The organism is Bariatricus sp. HCP28S3_A7, assembly GCF_052066375.1.
Classification (GTDB): Bacteria; Bacillota; Clostridia; order Lachnospirales; family Lachnospiraceae; genus Allocoprococcus.
Genome location: NZ_JBQHSG010000021.1, coordinates 1 through 18,797, shown reverse-complemented (window position 1 = coordinate 18,797; position 18,797 = coordinate 1). Strand labels below are relative to the sequence as shown.

At 44.0% G+C, this 18,797-nt stretch carries 19 protein-coding genes, 3 tRNA genes and 1 pseudogene; 2 read left to right on the top strand and 21 right to left on the bottom strand.

Annotated elements, in window-relative coordinates:
* Positions 1–38: 38 nt before the first annotated feature.
* The 6 genes from ACTNA4_RS12350 to ACTNA4_RS12325 are packed head-to-tail and all read right to left on the bottom strand — an operon-like array spanning position 39 to position 5,524.
* On the bottom strand, positions 39–650 hold the full coding sequence (locus ACTNA4_RS12350; RefSeq protein ID WP_427820183.1) for a nucleotidyltransferase family protein: 612 nt from the start codon (positions 648–650) through the stop codon (positions 39–41).
* Positions 647–2,923, bottom strand: coding sequence for a xanthine dehydrogenase family protein molybdopterin-binding subunit (locus ACTNA4_RS12345; protein ID WP_441030362.1), 2,277 nt, complete (start codon positions 2,921–2,923; stop codon positions 647–649). The genes ACTNA4_RS12350 and ACTNA4_RS12345 overlap by 4 nt, the downstream gene beginning before the upstream one ends.
* Positions 2,914–3,387 carry a (2Fe-2S)-binding protein gene (locus ACTNA4_RS12340; protein WP_441030360.1) on the bottom strand — a complete coding sequence of 158 codons (474 nt, stop codon included), beginning with the start codon at positions 3,385–3,387 and terminating at the stop codon, positions 2,914–2,916. Before ACTNA4_RS12340 ends, ACTNA4_RS12345 begins: the two co-directional genes overlap by 10 nt.
* Positions 3,377–4,198: an FAD binding domain-containing protein gene (locus ACTNA4_RS12335; protein WP_441030358.1), complete on the bottom strand. Its 822-nt coding sequence runs from the start codon at positions 4,196–4,198 to the stop codon at positions 3,377–3,379. Before ACTNA4_RS12335 ends, ACTNA4_RS12340 begins: the two co-directional genes overlap by 11 nt.
* Entirely contained in the window at positions 4,192–4,917 is a 726-nt protein-coding gene (gene yqeC / locus ACTNA4_RS12330; protein WP_441030356.1) for a selenium cofactor biosynthesis protein YqeC, read from the bottom strand. Before yqeC ends, ACTNA4_RS12335 begins: the two co-directional genes overlap by 7 nt.
* Positions 4,889–5,524 (bottom strand): endonuclease III domain-containing protein, encoded by a 636-nt coding sequence (locus ACTNA4_RS12325; RefSeq protein WP_427808363.1) that lies wholly within the window; start codon positions 5,522–5,524, stop codon positions 4,889–4,891. The genes yqeC and ACTNA4_RS12325 overlap by 29 nt, the downstream gene beginning before the upstream one ends.
* A 278-nt stretch (positions 5,525–5,802) precedes the next feature.
* Here ACTNA4_RS12325 and pckA point away from each other — a divergent pair, with 278 nt between their 5' ends.
* A complete protein-coding gene (gene pckA / locus ACTNA4_RS12320; RefSeq protein ID WP_427808318.1) occupies positions 5,803–7,407 on the top strand; it encodes a phosphoenolpyruvate carboxykinase (ATP) in 1,605 nt (534 codons plus the stop codon).
* 64 nt (positions 7,408–7,471) lie between these two features.
* Here pckA and ACTNA4_RS12315 read toward each other — a convergent pair whose 3' ends face one another.
* From ACTNA4_RS12315 to ACTNA4_RS12265, 11 genes and pseudogenes are all read right to left on the bottom strand, one after another.
* Complete coding sequence (locus ACTNA4_RS12315) at positions 7,472–8,833, bottom strand: uracil-xanthine permease family protein (RefSeq protein WP_441030354.1); 1,362 nt, start codon at positions 8,831–8,833, stop codon at positions 7,472–7,474.
* 236 nt (positions 8,834–9,069) lie between these two features.
* Positions 9,070–9,140, bottom strand: a tRNA-Cys gene (locus ACTNA4_RS12310).
* Positions 9,141–9,166: 26 nt separating this feature from the next.
* Positions 9,167–9,238 (bottom strand) — tRNA-Glu (locus tag ACTNA4_RS12305).
* Between the two features lie 171 nt (positions 9,239–9,409).
* On the bottom strand, positions 9,410–9,640 hold the full coding sequence (locus ACTNA4_RS12300) for an HPr family phosphocarrier protein (protein WP_441030352.1): 231 nt from the start codon (positions 9,638–9,640) through the stop codon (positions 9,410–9,412).
* A 116-nt stretch (positions 9,641–9,756) separates the two neighbouring features.
* Complete coding sequence (locus tag ACTNA4_RS12295; RefSeq protein WP_427808312.1) at positions 9,757–9,966, bottom strand: RuBisCO large subunit C-terminal-like domain-containing protein; 210 nt, start codon at positions 9,964–9,966, stop codon at positions 9,757–9,759.
* On the bottom strand, positions 9,960–10,622 hold the full coding sequence (locus tag ACTNA4_RS12290; protein WP_441030350.1) for a RuBisCO large subunit C-terminal-like domain-containing protein: 663 nt from the start codon (positions 10,620–10,622) through the stop codon (positions 9,960–9,962). The genes ACTNA4_RS12295 and ACTNA4_RS12290 overlap by 7 nt, the downstream gene beginning before the upstream one ends.
* 175 nt (positions 10,623–10,797) lie before the next feature.
* On the bottom strand, positions 10,798–11,523 hold the full coding sequence (locus ACTNA4_RS12285; RefSeq protein ID WP_441030348.1) for a GntR family transcriptional regulator: 726 nt from the start codon (positions 11,521–11,523) through the stop codon (positions 10,798–10,800).
* A 23-nt stretch (positions 11,524–11,546) separates the two neighbouring features.
* On the bottom strand, positions 11,547–12,152 hold the full coding sequence (locus ACTNA4_RS12280) for a class II aldolase/adducin family protein (protein WP_427808361.1): 606 nt from the start codon (positions 12,150–12,152) through the stop codon (positions 11,547–11,549).
* A 110-nt stretch (positions 12,153–12,262) separates the two neighbouring features.
* Positions 12,263–13,201: pseudogene (locus tag ACTNA4_RS12275) on the bottom strand (Tm-1-like ATP-binding domain-containing protein); the annotation flags it as partial.
* A complete protein-coding gene (locus ACTNA4_RS12270; RefSeq protein WP_441030387.1) occupies positions 13,138–14,235 on the bottom strand; it encodes a sugar ABC transporter ATP-binding protein in 1,098 nt (365 codons plus the stop codon). The gene ACTNA4_RS12270 and the pseudogene ACTNA4_RS12275, both read right to left, overlap by 64 nt.
* A gap of 172 nt (positions 14,236–14,407) precedes the next feature.
* Positions 14,408–15,532: a sugar ABC transporter substrate-binding protein gene (locus tag ACTNA4_RS12265; RefSeq protein ID WP_441030346.1), complete on the bottom strand. Its 1,125-nt coding sequence runs from the start codon at positions 15,530–15,532 to the stop codon at positions 14,408–14,410.
* Positions 15,533–16,004: 472 nt separating this feature from the next.
* On the opposite strand from ACTNA4_RS12265, the gene ACTNA4_RS12260 reads away from it, so the two are divergent.
* A complete protein-coding gene (locus ACTNA4_RS12260; RefSeq protein ID WP_427808296.1) occupies positions 16,005–16,160 on the top strand; it encodes a rubredoxin in 156 nt (51 codons plus the stop codon).
* Positions 16,161–16,207: 47 nt separating this feature from the next.
* Here the strand turns inward: ACTNA4_RS12260 and trxA are convergent, their stop codons facing one another.
* From trxA to ACTNA4_RS12240, 4 genes are all read right to left on the bottom strand, one after another.
* Entirely contained in the window at positions 16,208–16,516 is a 309-nt protein-coding gene (gene trxA, locus ACTNA4_RS12255; protein ID WP_441018007.1) for a thioredoxin, read from the bottom strand.
* Between the two features lie 17 nt (positions 16,517–16,533).
* Entirely contained in the window at positions 16,534–16,989 is a 456-nt protein-coding gene (locus ACTNA4_RS12250; RefSeq protein ID WP_441030344.1) for an RrF2 family transcriptional regulator, read from the bottom strand.
* A complete protein-coding gene (locus tag ACTNA4_RS12245) occupies positions 16,982–18,292 on the bottom strand; it encodes a redoxin domain-containing protein (protein WP_441030342.1) in 1,311 nt (436 codons plus the stop codon). The genes ACTNA4_RS12250 and ACTNA4_RS12245 overlap by 8 nt, the downstream gene beginning before the upstream one ends.
* Before the next feature lie 139 nt (positions 18,293–18,431).
* Positions 18,432–18,503 (bottom strand) — tRNA-Asn (locus ACTNA4_RS12240).
* Between the last annotated feature and the right edge of the window lie 294 nt (positions 18,504–18,797).

Below are 18,797 nucleotides of genomic sequence, written 5' to 3'. Positions count from 1 at the left end.
CAATCGTACACTTGTAAAATCATTGTACTTAGTTTTCACTATAATTGCAAGCTGTTTATTTCTCCATTTTGATCTAATTTACCATTCCATATATCTACATCTTCCAGCTCCTGTTCATTGGAAATCTGAAAAAATACGGCTTCATCCCAGTGCTTCTTCAGCACCTTTTTTCCGCCGCTGTCGCCTTCAAGTTCAAGCAACTCTGAAAAATATTTTTGTGCAAACCAGACCGGGTTTCCTGTCCTCTCTCCATAACAGACACATCCCAGTCCTTCCTCTCCGAATTTTTCCATGTGCCCCAGAAATTCTTCTGCTGTTTCTTCCGATAAATACGGCTGATCCGCAACAAAAAATACACATGCATCCATCCCGGCAGACGCTTCCAGCGCTTTTTTCACCGTCCACGATGCGCCCTTATAGCTCTCCGGCGAAAACACAGTCTTTACTCCGAGGTTTTCAGCCTCTTCCATGATTTCCGGATACTGGGTAACGACCAGTAATTCCCACTCAAAATGTCTTTTTTCAATCCTTTCCAACCGCTCCAGCAAATGCAGATACATCCGCTTTCCTTCGATCGGCCACAGGAGCTTATTTCCTTTGCCAAACCGGCGACTGTTGCCAGCCGCCAGATAAATCAAAGCCACTCTCATTTTCTTGCAATTCCCATCGCGATCTTTTCACTTGTGATCGGCAGTTCACGGAACCAGATGCCGGTCGCATTCGCAATTGCATGTGCAAGTGCCGGAGCGGGTGTATTGATCACAATTTCCCCGATGGATTTTGCGCCAAACGGACCCGTCGGCTCATGGCTCTCCTCAAATTCCACCCGGAGTTTTCCCATATCGAGCCTGGTTGGCAATTTATACTGCATAAAGGACTGGTTCAACATCTGCCCTTTATCGGAATACTGTATGTTTTCATACAATGCCATTCCGATTCCCTGCACGATTCCGCCCTCTGTCTGCACGCGGGCAAGATTCGGATTGATCACGGTTCCGCAGTCCACAACAGCCACGTAGTCCAGAATTTCCACATGCCCGGTCTCTTTATCCAGTTCGATTTCCACCATACCGGCCATAAATGGAGGCGGTGAGAACGGTGAACTGTGCGTCTCTGTCACCTGAAGTGCACATTCATTGCCGCACATGGATGATATGCCGATCTCCTGCAGAGTTACGGTTTCTCCATTTTCCAGATTCTTTGCACGATGACCGTCAAATTCAATCTTATCCACGGTACAGGACAGCATCTCGGCTGCCCGTTCACAGATCTTTATCTGCAGCTTTTCACATGCCTTCTCCACCGCTTTTCCTGTAACATATGTCGTACTGGACGCATAGGATCCGGAATCATACGGAGAAGTATCGGTATCTGCTCCCGATACGATGATATTTTCCATCTGACAATCCAGGCATTCTGCTGCCATCTGGGCCAGGATCGTATCGCAACCTGTTCCCATGTCTGCCGCACCGATCATCAGTGTATAGATTCCGTCCTCATTCAGTTTAATCGTTGCAGAGCCGACATCAACACCGGAAATACCGGACCCCTGCATCGCCATACTGACACCGACACTTCGCACTTTGCCGTTTCCCATATCACGGCATGGGAATTTTTCATCCCATCCGATCATCTCTTTGGCTCTCAAAAGGCACCGGTCCAGTGCACAGCTCTTTGCCGTCTCGCCGTAATATGCCGGCATCGTCTGACCTTCACGAACCATATTTTTCAGGCGAAGCTCGACCGGATCCATCCCCAGTCTTCCCGCCAGTTCATTGACTGCACTCTCTACAGCAAAAATACCCTGAGTCGCTCCATATCCACGGTATGCTCCCGCTGACATGGTATTCGTATATACAACATCATAGGCGAAACGATGTGCCTCAAGAGAACCGTATAATGGAATAGATTTATGGCCGGACAGTCCTACGGTCGTAGGGCCATGTTCTCCGTAAGCCCCCGTATTGGATAACGTATATACATCAATCGCCCGAATTCTTCCGTCTTTGTCTGCCCCGATTTTCACAGAAACTTCCATCTCATGCCTCGGCGAGGACGCCGTCTGTGATTCCTCCCGGGTAAATATCATCTTGGATGCCTTCCCGGTCTTCCATGTCACAAATGCCGGGAAAATCTCCGCTACTACCGTCTGTTTTGCTCCGAATCCGCCACCGATTCTTGGCTTCATCACACGAATCTTTGATTTCGGTATTCCCAGTGCATTAGAGAGGATTCTGCGCGCATGGAATACGATCTGAGTGGAGCTGAGTACATTCAGCCGCCCGTATGTATCCATATAGCATACTGTCCGGAATGTTTCCATCATCGCCTGCTGATTCGCCAGCGTATGCCAGGTTCCTTCCACCACGACATCGCAGTCTGCAAGCACCTGATCCACATCTCCGTGACCGCTGCTTTCACATGCGCAGAGATTTCTCTTATTATCCGCACCGACCGGGCACAAGGATTTCCAGGTATCCTCCGGATGCACCAGAAGTTCATTGTCCTTTGCCTTACGGAAATCCAGAATCGCCGGCAGTACTTCATATTCCACTTTAATCATTCTGAGTGCCTGTTCCACACACTCCTCATTCGCTCCGGCAACGATCGCCACCGGGTCGCCCACATACCGCACATGTCTGTCAAGAATCAGGCGGTCATAAGGGCTGGGTTCCGGATAGGTCTGTCCAGCCATTGTAAATCTCTGCTGCGGCACATCTTCCCATGTATAAATATCTTCGATTCCCGGAACCCGCTTTGCAATATCTGTTTTTATATTCTTTACCATCGCGTTCGCGTGGGGACTTCTGAGCACCTTTACAACCAGACAGTCCTTCGGTGCCAGATCATCGGTAAATACCGGTTTCCCCTGAACCAGCGCCATGGCATCTTTTTTTCTGATCGGCTGACCAACTACCTGCATACGGCACCTCCCTGTTTCTTGTATTCTATAAATGCACGGATTCCTCTGAGCTGCCCCTCATATCCGGAACAGCGGCACAGGTTCCCTGCCAGATATTCCCGAATCTCATCATCCGTCGGATCCGGATTTTCCCGGAACAGCGCAATCGCATTCATGATCATTCCCGGATTGCAGAATCCACACTGCTCTGCCCCCTGATCTGCGATAAATGCTCCGAATTCAGCAGCTTCCTCCTGCAGTCCTTCCAGAGTCTGCACTGCATGTCCGTCCGCTCTTGCTGCAAGTACGGAACAGGAAAGCACCGGCTTTTCATCCAGAAATACGGTGCAAAGACCGCAATTGGAAGTCTCACATCCCCGTTTCACACTATAACATCCATGATTTCTCACAAAATCGATCAAAAGCAGATCCGATTTGATTTCTTCTGTCACTTTTTTCCCATTCAGCATCACACTAATCTGCATTTTGCCGTCCCCTTTCTTCCAGAAGTGCCAGGATTGCCCGTTTCAGCAGCACACCTGCCAAATGGCTCCGGTACTCGGCACTGGCACGCATATTACTTCCTGTAGGAATCTGTTCTGCCAATTCTTTCGCCATCTGCTCCGCCTCCAATTCTGTGCATCTTCCCTCTTCAATCGCCTTTTTCCATTCTTCTTTTAACGGAACGCAGATTGCTTTTGACGGTCTTGCTCCCACGACCGCTCTTGCCCCGCGATCATCCGCAGAAACAGCAACTGCCAGAACCGGAAAATCCGTCTTTACGTTTCTGTGTGAAAGATAGGCGTGAAGTCCCGGCTTCTTTTTCACGATCAGCCGCACCAGAATGTCGTTATCCTTCTCCATCTCCGCAAATTCTTCGAGCGGGATCACTCCGCCTTTATACAATTCAACATAGGTATCCAGAGCCAGAAAGCAAGTCAGTATATCGGAAAATCCAAATCTTCCGAAAATGCTTCCCCCTACAGTCGCCAGATTCCGGAACTGTACACCTACGATCGGTTTCACGCTCTCTCTGACAATTCCATGGCTCCATTCATTGAGTCCTTCATGGAGTTCAAGCTGACGCAGTGTAACCATACATCCGATCCGATATTCTTCCTCGTTTTCTTCAATCTGATCCAGCCCCAGTGCCGATAAGTCAATCGCTGTCTGAATCCTTGCATCGCTCATCTTCATCCAGAGCATTCCCCCGATGATCCGGTTCGTCTTTTTCTGGTTGAGCTGGTAAGCCTGCTCCAGACTTTCCGCCCTCACATACTCTTTGATTTTCAACATGTTCCAATCCCCTCCGTCTTCAGGTATTTCTCCTCTATCTGATGCAGCGCAACCATACCGCCGCATTCTTCACGCCTTTGCATGGCCTCCGCCAGTTCGTTTCTTGTCGAATCTTCCAATCTGTCTGTCTGATTGACCAAATAACGATATTCACAAACCACATTCTTCTTTTGTCCGTCCCTGCTGGTCAGCGCCTCGGCCATATGTACTACTTTAATCTGTTCATCCGGTTCACAACGAAAATATGCGCACGCAATATGGTATCTGTGGCACGCCTCTCTGAACGTTCTGCCGATCGCTCCTGCCCCTGCCACACCGATCACCATATCCGTCTTTGCCGGAATAACCGGCTCATGATCTGCCGGAAATTTCATCGGCAGCTGTCTGCTGCCATCTCCCTCCACCAGGACAATGTCATATTCTTTCAGCAATTCTCCCGGGAATTCTTCCGATATTCCTTTGATCTTTCCGTCTTCACACGGAATTCCAAGCGGGCGAAAACCGTATCTCCCCTCCGCCTGCATATGCGTGGTCGTCGTAACAGCCACTTTGTATCCCGCATCGGTCAGTTCTCTGGCAAGAAGATAGATCAATGTAGTTTTCCCGCCTGCCCCAACAACAGTGATCATGCGATGCTTCTGCGGTACGATCCGAAGCAGGCCGGTCAGTTCTTTAACTTCCGCCTTCATTCTATACGCCAGCCTTTTTACAAATATCATTCAGGCAACATCTGTCACAATACGGTTTCGTACGTGCTGTACAGACATCTCTGCCATGGAACACAAGCCGGTGACAAAAATCACTTCCTTCTTCCGGCGGAACCAGTTTCCAGAGTGCCATTTCTACTTTCTTCGGCTCCTTTATTCCGTCAACCAGACCGATTCTGTTCACCAGACGAATACAATGCGTATCCGTCACGATCGCAGGCTCACCGAACACATCCCCCATGATCAGATTGGCACTCTTTCTTCCGACTCCCGGAAGCTTCAAAATCTTATCAAAGTCCTTCGGAATCTTTCCGTCATACTCGTCTCTCAGCATTTTCATGCATGCACTGATATCCCTCGCCTTGCTCCGTCCCAGACCGCATGGCCGGACAATGGCTTCAATATCATCCACATCCGCTTCCGCAAGTGCTTCCACAGTCGGGTACTTTTTATACAGCCCTTCTACGACCACATTTACCCGGGCATCCGTACACTGCGCCGCAAGACGCACACTGACCAGAAGTTTCCAGGCCTCATCGTAATCCAACGTGCATCCTGCCTCCGGATATTCCTTCTTCAAACGCTCTATTACTTCTAATGTTAACTGTTTCTTTGTCATTTCTTCTGTAAACACCTCTTTCTGTGCCGATAAGTCAGGTCTCCCCGACTTCTTCATATCGACACATATATTGTTATTGTACCATTTCCTCTTAAATCAGTAAAGGAAAAGCCAATTACTCACAACATATAAAATCATACATCTGCCATTGATTTTTTTCGATATTTATGTATAATTATAGGGAAAGAAGTTGGATTTTCCACTTCTTTTATTGAATCTCGTAAACCCCTACATTTATTAAGGTAGGTATATTATTACTAGAAAAGAGGTTAAACGAAATGGCAGAAATCAATTTAAGCAAGTACGGAATTACCGGAACTACAGAAATCGTGTACAATCCTTCTTATGAGATGTTATTCGAAGAAGAGACCAAACCGGAACTTGAAGGATTTGAAAAAGGGCAGGAAAGCGAACTTGGTGCAGTCAATGTAATGACAGGTGTTTATACCGGACGTTCTCCTAAAGACAAATTTATCGTAGTAGATGAGAATTCCAAAGACACTGTATGGTGGACAAGTGATGAATATAAGAATGATAACCACCCTGCAACCGAAGAAACATGGAACGCAGTTAAGGATATCGCAATCAAAGAACTTTCTGATAAGAGACTTTTTGTTGTAGATGCATTCTGCGGCGCTAACAAGGACACTCGCATGGCTATCCGTTTCATTATGGAAGTTGCATGGCAGGCTCATTTTGTTAAGAACATGTTCATCCGGCCTACAGAAGAAGAACTGAAAGATTTTGAGCCAGACTTCGTTGTATACAACGCTTCTAAGGCAAAAGTTGAAAATTATAAAGAATTAGGCCTGAATTCTGAGACCGCTGTTGTATTTAACATTACAAGCCGCGAGCAGGTTATCATTAATACATGGTACGGCGGAGAGATGAAGAAAGGTATGTTCTCTATGATGAACTACTATCTGCCGCTGAAGGGCATCGCTTCTATGCACTGCTCCGCGAACACGGATATGAACGGTGAGAACACAGCTATCTTCTTCGGTCTTTCCGGAACAGGTAAGACAACACTTTCCACAGATCCGAAACGTCTCCTCATCGGTGATGACGAACACGGCTGGGATGACAATGGCGTATTTAACTTTGAAGGCGGATGCTACGCTAAGGTTATCAACCTTGACAAAGAATCCGAGCCGGATATCTACAACGCAATCAGACGTGATGCACTTCTTGAGAACGTTACATTAGACGCAGAAGGAAAGATCGATTTCAACGATAAGAGCGTAACAGAAAATACTCGTGTATCTTATCCGATCAACCACATTGAAAATATCGTTCGTCCGGTTTCTTCCGCTCCTGCAGCCAAGAATGTAATTTTCCTGTCAGCAGATGCATTCGGTGTTCTTCCTCCGGTTTCTATTCTGACTCCAGAGCAGACACAGTACTACTTCCTGTCAGGATTCACAGCAAAACTTGCTGGAACAGAACGTGGAATCACAGAACCGACTCCAACCTTCTCAGCATGCTTCGGACAGGCATTCCTTGAACTGCATCCGACAAAATATGCAGAAGAACTTGTTAAGAAGATGGAAGTAAGCGGAGCAAAGGCATACCTGGTTAACACCGGATGGAACGGAACAGGTAAACGTATCTCTATCCGCGATACCCGTGGTATCATCGATGCAATCCTGAACGGAGATATCCTGAATGCTCCTACCAAGAAGATTCCGTACTTCAACTTCGAAGTACCGACAGAACTTCCGGGCGTAGACACAGGTATCCTTGATCCACGCGATACTTACGCTGATGCTGCTGAATGGGAAGCTAAGGCAAAAGATCTTGCTGAAAGATTTATTAAGAACTTCGCTAAATACGAAGGTAATGATGCAGGAAAAGCTCTTGTTCCGGCTGGTCCGCAGTTATAATTCATTCCAAATTCTACAAATGGGGCTGTCGCATGACAGCCCCATTTTTCTCACGATACGTTTCCTATTCCGCATCTACATTCTTTTCTTCTACTTTTTTAATATCCATATCTTTCGGCAAAATCAGGCTCAGGATAATAGAGACCACAAATACAACCGCCACAACATTTTCCGCAAAGACCGTCTGTACAACTTTCGGAAATACACTCCAGATTGCATTTTCACTTGCAGAAGTAAATCCAATACCGATTGCCAGTGAAAGTGCCGCTATCGTGGTATTTCTTTGATTGAATCCGCATTTAGCGATCATCTGAACTCCCGAAACCATGATAGTTCCAAACATCATCAGTGTACATCCTCCCAGAACCGCGTCAGGAAGCGATGCGAAGAAATTACCTACCGGCGGCAAAAGTCCTGCCAGGATCATGCAAACCGCCCCGGTCATGATCGTAAAACGGTTTACCACTTTTGTCATAGCAATCAGTCCTACATTCTGTGAAAAAGACGTTACCGGCGGACATCCAAAGAGCGCCGAAACGGAAGAGGCATATCCGTCACATGCCAGAGAACCGGAAATTTCCTTTCCTTCAATCTCACGATTCAGACCTCCTGACACCATTGCAGATGTGTCTCCGATCGTTTCCGCTGACGATACCAGGAAAATGATGCATACGGAAATAATTGCTCCCAAATGGAATTCCGGTTTGAACGGAAGCAATGTCGGAAGTGAAATAAATCCCCCGGACATGATAAGACTCAAATCAACTTTATGTAAGAAAATCGCCAGAATATATCCCACGGTAAGCCCTGCAAGCACCGATAACTGCTTTAAATAACCTTTTGCAAATATATTCCACAGCAAACAGGTTACTAATGTCACAGTACCCAGTATCAGATTCTGTATTGATCCAAAATCGTCTGCATAACCGCCTCCGAAGGATCTCGTTCCTACGGTAAACAGGGAATATCCTATGGCTGTTACCACAGTAGCCGACACAATCGGAGAAATGATCTTTCTCCAGTATTTTGCCAGAAGTCCCAATGTTCCTTCAAAAACACCGCCGATCAGTACTGCCCCGATCACTGACGGGTATCCGTAGCCTGCCGCAACTGTACTGAGAACGGTTACAAATGTAAAACTGACTCCCATTACAATCGGGAGCCTGGAACCAATCCTCCACACCGGATATAGCTGAATTAACGTTGCGATACCTGCTACAAACATGGCATTTTGTAAAAGCATCGCTATCTGCTCCTGGCTCAATGCCGGTTGTGCCGCTCCCGCAATAATGGTAATCGGTGCAAGATTTGACACAAACATTGCCAAAATGTGCTGCAGTCCGAACGGAATCGCCTTGCTCACCGGAACCCTTCCATCCAGCTTATAAATATTGCTGATACTGCACTCCTTTGTACTCCCTCGCATCACATTTCCTCCTTATTTAAAATTATGGGTAACTGTTCAGAGCCAACCTCGAAAACACTCCGTGTTTCCTCAGTGTGGCGTATCCGCCAAATAGATTTGTACAAAAAAGTGCTCACGAATGCAAGCATTCATAGCCCTTTTTTTGACAAATCTGCTTGGCCCTGAACAGTTACAAATTATGTATAAATATTACAGAAAAAAAGCCCAGAAACATAAATTTCTGGGTTTTTCCTTAAAGGCGCCAACCAGATTTGAACTGGTGATAGAGGTGTTGCAGACCTTTGCCTTACCACTTGGCTATGGCGCCATATTCAATTCAGAGCTTACGCTCAATGACTCCGACGGGAATCGAACCCGTGTTACCGCCGTGAAAGGGCGATGTCTTAACCGCTTGACCACGGAGCCTTATTTATTTCTCATCAGCCGTTCACCCGCTGACAAAAGATATATTAACACAGCTTAAAAGTTTTTGCAAGTGTTTTTTTTATTTTTTTATTTTATTTTGTAGAAAGAAATCTGGTTATGAAGCAGAAAGTTTCACTGCCGGATTCCTTCTGCTCCATCTCTTGATTCTTGTTATTCAGACTCGTCCACAGCCCAACGGTCAAGCTGTTTCATAAATTTAACATCTTCAGAAATCACGCGAACCGGTTTTTTATAATCAATTGCCATCAACCCCAAAACAGACTTTCCATCAGCAATCTGGTTATCCATCGTATGTACACCGATATCCATTGGCGAAGAACACGCCAGGTGCATAAAATCTCTAAGATCATTAGATGTATTTAACATAATTTCCCTGATCATTTGACTACCTCCTTCTCACATTTCCATTATCCGAAGTGAGTATAGCATTTTTATATCCAAAATATAATATCCAATATCACATATTTTTTTGTGCTTTTTTGAATAATTTCTTCGTCTTATTTTACATATTTCCACATTTTCAGCGCTATACAAAGTTCTTCTTTCTCTTTCGCTGCTTCTTCAAAATCGGCGCCGCTCATTACAATATCAATTGCCTGACGCATGGCTCTTGCTCCTGCTGCTGCGCCTCCCGGATGGCCCTGCACTGCGCCGCCTGCCGCGAGCACAATATCTTTCCCCACTTCTCCAATATATTTCTCTACCATACCCGGATGCACGCCTCCGCCGCTTTCTTATATTCACGCACTCTTTCCTCGGGTTTGCTATAAGGAGGATTTCCCAGAAGCTCGTCATCTTTGATAAAATCTACTCCTCCCAATGCCGTTTCATAGAAAATCCTTGCTCCCTCTTTCGGGGTAAGCCCTGTACAGGGTTTGATCATATTCAGCAAAATATGTCTTTCCTGAATGCCTGCAAATTTACGGATTCCTTCAATCCCATATGACGGTCCTTCAAATTCAGACGCATATTTTTCAGGGAATTCAATATCCAGCAACTTTACCTGTGCTGAAGTTGACGCATCATTTCCCAGAAGGGACGTAATCATAAGCGGCAGATCTGTACTGAAATTTACAGCCGGATAGGCAATCTGAATGATATATTCTCTTTCGTTCGTATCGATCTGTGTCGCAAGATCCAATGAAGGAACATCAAAAATATTGACCACTTTCCCCATATATTTTTCACGAATTTCATCTGTAATACCCGGAATTGGGATCCAGGTTCCAATCGTCTGCCCAATCGCCAGCGTCGACGCTTTTTTGAAAACATCCGTCTCTTTCGGGAGTTTAATGTAATAAGTTGCAATCACATAATTCTGTTCGCGGATATTTTCTGCTAATGTGTATAATACCGAATCCATTTACGGCTCCTTTCCCAGTCGAAGTTTACCTCCGTCCAATTCTTCTTCCAATTTCCAAAGGACAAAAGATTTTGCTCTCTATGGAAATGAGTTGCATATAGAGCAAAAGAAAGAGCCCAAGTGCCGCTCAGACACTCAGGCTCTTCCGTCCTTATACTATAATTCTGCTTTACTACTATGCGTTTTCATGAAAATACACATCGGAATAATAAGGAATATTCTCCGCTCTGCTTTTCAAATTCTGTTGCAGCAAACGATAGATCAGTTCGCTGTCTCTTCTCTTCAATGCATCCAGATAGCTCTGATGCTCCGCGATCATCTTCTCCCTTGATTCCTCACTGTCCAGCAATTTCTGTCCGTAGATCAGTTTAAAGAAGGAAAGATTATCCCATAATGATTCAATCATAACACAAATACGATCCAGCTGACTTGCCTTGTATATAGAGAAATGATACAAACGATTCTGCTGGTACACTTCCACCGCATCAAGTTCTTTTCCACGTACAATACGCTTATATTCCTCCTGGATCTCACTTAAATGCCGAATCTCCTGATCCGTGATCTTCTCGCAGGCATATTTTGCAGCAATCGGTTCCAACGCTGTTCGTGCTATATAAATCTGCCTTACATCTTCCTTCGTAAGTGTCACCAGTCTTGTTCCTGCATACGGAATAGATTCTGCCAGGCCCTTCTTCTCCAGATTACTGAGTGCTTCGCGGATCGGCATCCTGCTTACTCCCAGCTGGGTTGCCAGTTCCTCCGTATTCAGCTTATCTCCCATCGAAAGCTTGCCACTCATGATCCATTCCATAAGCTTATCCAGAACCAGATCCGGCAGCTTACTGTGCTGAAGAGTATCTGTGTTCAAATCATTCATTGTCATACGCATATTAGTTCTCATTTAGCTTTCACCTATAGTCAGATTTACAAGCCAAGCTTTGATACGGCCGCCTTTAATATAGCCACTTGTGCGGTCTCTTCGATTAATTCTGCATTATGTTCCGCATTGATTGCGTCTTTTCCAACTGCTACGAGCCCGTGATCTACCAGTAAAAATGCCGGCAGGTCAGGATTCTCTTTATATATCTCTTCTACCATTGAGAAATATTCCGGCTTTACCATGGCCGCCGGTACATTCAGAGTAGGAATATCTGCACAAATTTTTAATTTAGAATGCCATGTAGTTCTGGGAAGTGGTTTTTCCGTAGATGCCCATGCAATCGAATACGGTGAATGTGTATGAACAACGGCATTCACCTCCGGGCATATCCGATACAGCAACCCATGTAATAAAGCTTCTCTTGTAGGTTTACCCTCTCCTTCAACCAGATTTCCATCGAAATCGGTAATTACAAACTTATCTGGCGCACAATCCGCAAAAGAACCCCCGCTGGCCTTTACAATCATCAAGTCTTTCCCCGGAACTCTCGCACTTACATTTCCACCGCTGCCAGTCTGTATACCTCTAGTATAAGCTCTTTTTGCAGCTATGACAAGTTCCTCTGCTATTTTTTTTACATCTTCTGTCATATTTTCCAATCCTTTCTAGTTTACTTTTTACTACAATATGTTGCTATATTCTGCATCTAATACTGTATTTCGTCTCCGATAACACCTCTTTCACGGAGCTCATCTATCATTTAATGCGCTGCCTGGATTCCCCATTCTTTCGTATCGAGATTGCCCGGAACCGTAATAATCTCTATGTTCTCATTGCCGTTTTCTCTCATGGCACGAAGAATCGTATCGTCTACTTCTTTATAATACAGTTCCTCGCCTTCTCTTGTGTTATGGCGCATTCCATCCGTAGGAAGCAATAATTTGACCGGATAATCGATTCTCTGCATTCGCTGTGTCATCCTCTTTGCAACCCCTTCAGCTTCATCCGGCAGAATCTTGATATGCGCCATGGTCGCATTATGGAGCATATATACACGTTCCTCCATTCGGGGCGGGAATTCATTGACTGCAAAATCCACAAAATCCAGTCCTCCCGTACTCACGACAAGCGGTACTTTGTTCTCAACACTCTTCACGAGACGGTATTTCGCATCCTCGCCATAGGAGAATCCGCCTCTTCCGATCTTATCTTTGAAATATTCGGAAGTGATCTCGTGAACCGTAAGATCCAGTATTCCATCAATCAGGCCGTCTGCCGCCATCTGTTCCATAATGGAGCCGCCAACACCCGTTGAGTGGAAACCGATCACTTCTACTCCAAGTCGTTCCAGTTCATCAACCGCTGCGCAGGCTCCTGTGTTGGTGATTCCCATCAGCGTTATTCCCACGACAGGCTTTTTCCCTTTTTGCAGGATCTTATCCGCATGCTTTACCATTCCAACGCAACATGCACAGGCATTGGCCATGATCTGTTTTGTTACCATATTCAGCCCGGTAAAGTCACAAATCGATGGAATCACAACGATATCCTTATCACCGACCACCAGATCAAACGTCTTTTTCCCGCATGCTACGGTCGTAGCCATAACTTTTGGAAATCCAACCGGAAGCCTCTTCATTGCATTGGTTGCCATAACCGTATTTTGCAGACCGCCTGCAGACAAGATTCCGTCAATTTCTTCTTGAGACTGACTGCGACCGTATTCAATGCAATGGATTCATCCAAAGCCAGTCCTTGTTTCTTTCGGTCCTCACTCACAAGACCGATACCGAGTTTTGTTGCCTGAATCGGAGATTTTGGTAAAACTTCATCGCCTTTGATATAAACTTTTCCTGATTTAATCGGGAGAATTCCGTAAAGGAGCTCTGCCGTCTCAGTACGTCCCGCTCCTACAAGTCCGGCTATACCGACAATTTCCCCTTTCTTAAGAGTCAGATTCACATTCTTTACTTTACCGTGATAGTCACAAAGATTTTCAGCTCTAAGCGCAATACCATCATGTTTATTCTCTGTACGGACATATACCTGGGAAACATCTCGTCCAACCATCATGTTAACCAGTTCTTCATTCGTACAATCATTTATGCCAACGGTTTTAATCTTCACTCCATCCCTAAGGATTGTAATCCTGTCTCCGATCAGCGGAAATTCCTGCATTCTGTGAGACACATAGATAATACCGATTCCTTCCGATTTTAATCTGTGAATCTGCGCAAAAAGTGAATCAACTTCTCGTTCTGAAAGTGTTGCTGTCGGTTCATCGAACACCATAACACGCGGTTTAAAAGACAGTGCTTTCGCAATCTCTACCATCTGCTGTTCAGCCACACTCAAATTCTTCACATAACTCTTAACATCAATATATTCACAATTTAAAGACTTAAGCAGTTCCCGGGCTTCATCCTCCATCCTCTTATGGTCAATCAGCCCCAGTTTCGTCTTGTATTCTCGATTTAGAAAAATATTCTGTGCCACACTGATATATGGAACCAGTGTAAATTCCTGATACACCGCAACAATTCCCTTTTCCAGTGCATCTTTTGTTCCATTAAATTTAACTTTTTCGCCTTCGAAGGTAATCTCGCCTTCCTCCGCCTTGTACGCGCCAAGTATTACTTTTGCCAAAGTACTTTTTCCCGCGCCGTTCTCTCCAACAAGAATATGTACCTCACCTTCCCTAAGATCAAAATCCACATTATCAAGTGCTTTCATTCCAGGGAATATTTTTGTAATATGGCTTGCTGTCAAAATCGTTTTGCTCATTTTTTCACCTCTTCGCTTCTCTTTTCCGAATCGTATTCCTTTTTATTCATCCCCGCGGAAATCCACGGGGATGAATGGGTGAAATCTCTAAACACAAATTCTTATTATACAATGAGAGTTCTTATTGAACTACCTTCCACCAAGCTACATTTTCTTTGTAATCTGCTATTGTATCTTTCGTAATAACCGGATCATTTGATGCTGTCGGGAATGGAATGAATTTGCCTTCCGGTTCTGTACCGTCATTCAGGTATTTCACAGCATATGCACATGCAATATATCCAGAACCATATGGGTCTGTATTATATGTAGCAAACATTTCGCCTGCCTCTACAGCATTTGTCGCATCTACGCTGCCGTCAAAACCAGCAACCAGCACATCTGTCATTCCTGCGGCTTTCAGTGCCTGAAGTCCACCAAGTGCACTTTCATCGTTACAACCGATAATACCCTGAACATCTGTATATTTCTGAAGCAGGTTCTCTGTTACAGACATACCTTCTGTTCTCTTGAAGTTAGCAGTCTGTGAAGCAACAATTTCGATATCCGGATATTCAGCAAGAGCTTCTTTGATACCTTCCAGACGTTCAATTGCATTGGCTGCTCCCGGAGGGCCCTCAAGAATAATGATGTTACCTTTTCCACCAAGTTCTTCTGCCATTTTTTTCGCAATGGTATAACCGGTTTCTTTGTAATCAACACCTGTTCTTAAGAATGTATCCTCTGATGCCGGTGTACCAATCGTAAGTACAAGAATTCCTGCTTCCTGTGCTTTTCTTACGCCCGGCATGATTCCATTAGAGTCTGCACAATGAACGATGATGACATCCATATCCTGCTGAATCATGTCTTCCATGATCTTTACCTGCTCTTCTACGCTGTCTGCAGTAGACGGTGCCTGAGTTACGGCCTCAAATCCCATATCTTCTCCGGCCTTCTTAACACCTTCAGACTGAGCAACCATGTAAGGATTGGTCGTATTCTTTGCAATATAACCAATTTTATACTCTTCTTTTGCCTTAACATCTGAAGTGATCTGAGCTCCGATTCCCTTTACCGGGAGTTTGTCTGCATCAACTACAGTAGCCGCCTCTCTTTCCCCTGATGAGGTGTTCTCTTTTGTCTCAGTTTTCTCAGCCGTTGTTCCTTCTCCGCCGCTCTCCTTAGTCGGTGTGCTGCAACCCGCAAAAAGCGTACATGCAAGCGTTGTTGCCAACAAAATTGATACTAACTTTTTCTTCAACATTTTCTTCCTCCTTTTCTTTTGTCCGATTCGTTTGGATATCGGATATTGGATACAATCTTGTTGTACTTAATATAGCACCTATGGTTTTGTATGTCAATATTAAATAGGTATTTTCTCTTTTTAGCTCATATTTTTATCTATTATTCACAAATCATTTCAGAATTTTCTGTAAATATTTTCAATTGTCACTTTTTTGACAAATAGACATTTTCCACAACCACACCTTATAGCTACTGTTATATTTTAAATCTGCATCTTTATTTTTCCTCTTAATCACGGCATTTTCTGCCATGTACAATTTTACCAATTGGATATTTTATCCAATCTACTTGTATTTATGAAATATTTACATCTTTCGTACTAGAATTTCTTGTTTTCCTTATTTCCTTGCGGTATAATGTTCTCTACATAAAGGCATATTGGTGCTTTATGTAATATCCCTAAAGGGAATAAATAAAAGGAGACTTTAACTATGAAATATGTATGCGATGTTTGTGGTTGGGAATACGACGAAGAACAGGGATATCCGGAAGGTGGAATCGAACCTGGAACCAAATGGGAAGATATTCCTGAAGATTTCGAATGCCCACTCTGCAATGTAGGAAAAGATCAGTTTTCAGAAGCATAAAAATAACGACGGTTCTAATAATTAGAACCGTCGTTATTTTTTAATTTTTATTTCCGGATCAATTCCAGAAGTTTTTCTTTCGGCTGTGCTCCCAGTGTCTGAGCTATAATTTCTCCATTCTTGAATACAAGAAATGTAGGTATTGACATGACCCGATACTGTCTTGCAAGTTCCATCTGCTCATCCACATTCACTTTGCATACCTTAATATCCGTCTGCTCTTTCGCCAGCTCTTCTATAACCGGCAACATCATCTGGCAGGGTCCACACCATTCTGCCCAGAAATCCACCAACACCGGTTTATCTGCTTTTAAAACTTCCTGCTCAAAATTTTCTTTTGTTAATACAACTGCCATCTTATTACTCCTTTTCTTTATAAAATTTTCATTATAGAACTGTCTTGTGTATTTTCTGACTTCGATGCCAATACCTTTCTTTCAATATCAGCAACTGTTAGCTTTTCCATATACTCTCTGCACAATTTATTTATGTCCGAAGCCATTTCATCTATGATTTTAGCCATCCCACTACAGATCATACACTCTTTATCCGCATTCCCCGAAGTCCATGTTGCTTTCACAAATTCTGTTCCAAGTGCTTCTCCTACACTTTGAAGCGTACAATCCGCTCCGTCCCTGCAGAGACGATAGCCTCCGCTTGCACCTTCTTTCGTGTCTACAAGACCGGCTTTTTTTAGTTTTCCCATCACTTTTCTAATACATACCGGATTCGTACAAACATTCTCAGCCAACACATCACTTGCAACTACTTCCTGCTTATGATATAGAAAAACAAGAGCGTGCACCGCAATTATAAATTCACTATTCATTGTCTTCTCCTCTTCGCTTCCCTATCTGATCTGCCGACTCTATCGTCTGTAAAACAATGCTCTCCATCATATCGCCGGTAAGCGCACCACTTACATAACCATATACATTCCCATTTACATCTATCATAAATGTCGTGGGAAATGCCGTAATTCCATAATTCGAAAGAATTTCACCGCTTTCATCAAAAAGTATGGGGTAAGTCCATCCGTTTTCATTCATGAAACCGGCAATTTCTTCTTTACTAATATCGTTATTATTAGGGTGTCCCTCAGTTTTGGGATTTGCCACACCAAGCACGATTACATCTTCTGTATTTTCATTGTATTGTTCGTAAAGTTTCTGTATATCCGGCATTTCACTTTTACACGGCCCGCACCAGGTTGCCCAGAAATTCAAAAAAATAGTCTTTCCACGATAATCTGACAGCGTATGTTCTTTCCCATATTGATCCATCAATATAAAATCAGGTGCCTTAATCTGCTTATGAACTTCTTCATCTTCCTCATCATTCTGCATTTCTTCTGAATCCGAAGTCTGCCGAGTCTCCTCTGTTGTCGAATTTTTACTTTCAAACGAAGAAGCCAGATGACCCATCACGCCGTTTAACCATCCAGTCAGTGTCATAACTCCCATCACGATAAGAAGTACTGCTCCTATTTTCACAGTATATTTGACAATACTTCCATGATTTCTAAAAAACGTAAGCAATGTTCCGGTAAATATCCCTACCAGAAGAAACGGTACAACAAACCCGAGAACATAAACACTGATCAGAACAAATCCCTGTTTCATTGTTGTGGATGAACCTGCCATTAATAGCACCGCTGATAGTGTGGGGCCAACACAAGGTGTCCATGCAAAGCTGAATGTAAACCCCAAAATCAAAGCAGTGATTGGATTCATCGTCCATTTGTCCCATCGTATATTCAATCGATGTTCCCGCTCCAATGTCTTAGATCTTCCGAATATACCCAACTGATATGCACCTAGCAAAATCATAATTCCCCCGCTAAGACGTGCGAACCAGATCCTGTTATCTTTTAGGAACTGTCCGAGTACCGAAAATCCTAGTCCTAACACATAGAAAGCAGCTCCTATTCCAAACACAAAGCATACCGTATGAAGAAACACTTTCTTTTTCGGATAAACCATCCGGCCCTGCTCATCAACGTTTAATGTTCCACCTGCAAGATATCCAATATACAAGGGTACAAGAGGAAACACACACGGAGATAAAAAGCTCAATACCCCTTGTATAAATACAGTAAATACGGGAATTCCTGCTTCAAATGTTAAATTCATATATCTCCTTTCTAATCTGTAATCCATATTATTACATTTATTACTGTAACAATATCACATACAGTTAGACCTGTCAATATATCATTTGTTATAATAAAAAAACTTCCATAAACATCTCTGTCTATGGAAGTCATCTTAGCTCCCCGAGTTGGGTTCGAACCAACGACCCTTCGGTTAACAGCCGAATGCTCTACCGCTGAGCTATCGAGGAATACTCTAATATTATAGCACTTTCTTCATTTTTTTCAAGTGCTTTTTGAAAATACTTTTATGTACCTTCAAAACCACATACAAAGTTTTATCTCTCCATCCATTTCTTTCCTATCCTACCATTTCAAACTTACTTTCCGCGGAAACCATTCCTGTAAGATCCGCTCCGGATGCAAGCATCCTCCCCGTCTCTTCCACTCATGCTTTTCCGCTTCTTGCCTGTTTGCTCAGGTTATGCCCTCGACCGATTAGTAACAGTCAGCTCCATGCATTACTGCACTTCCACCTCTGCCCT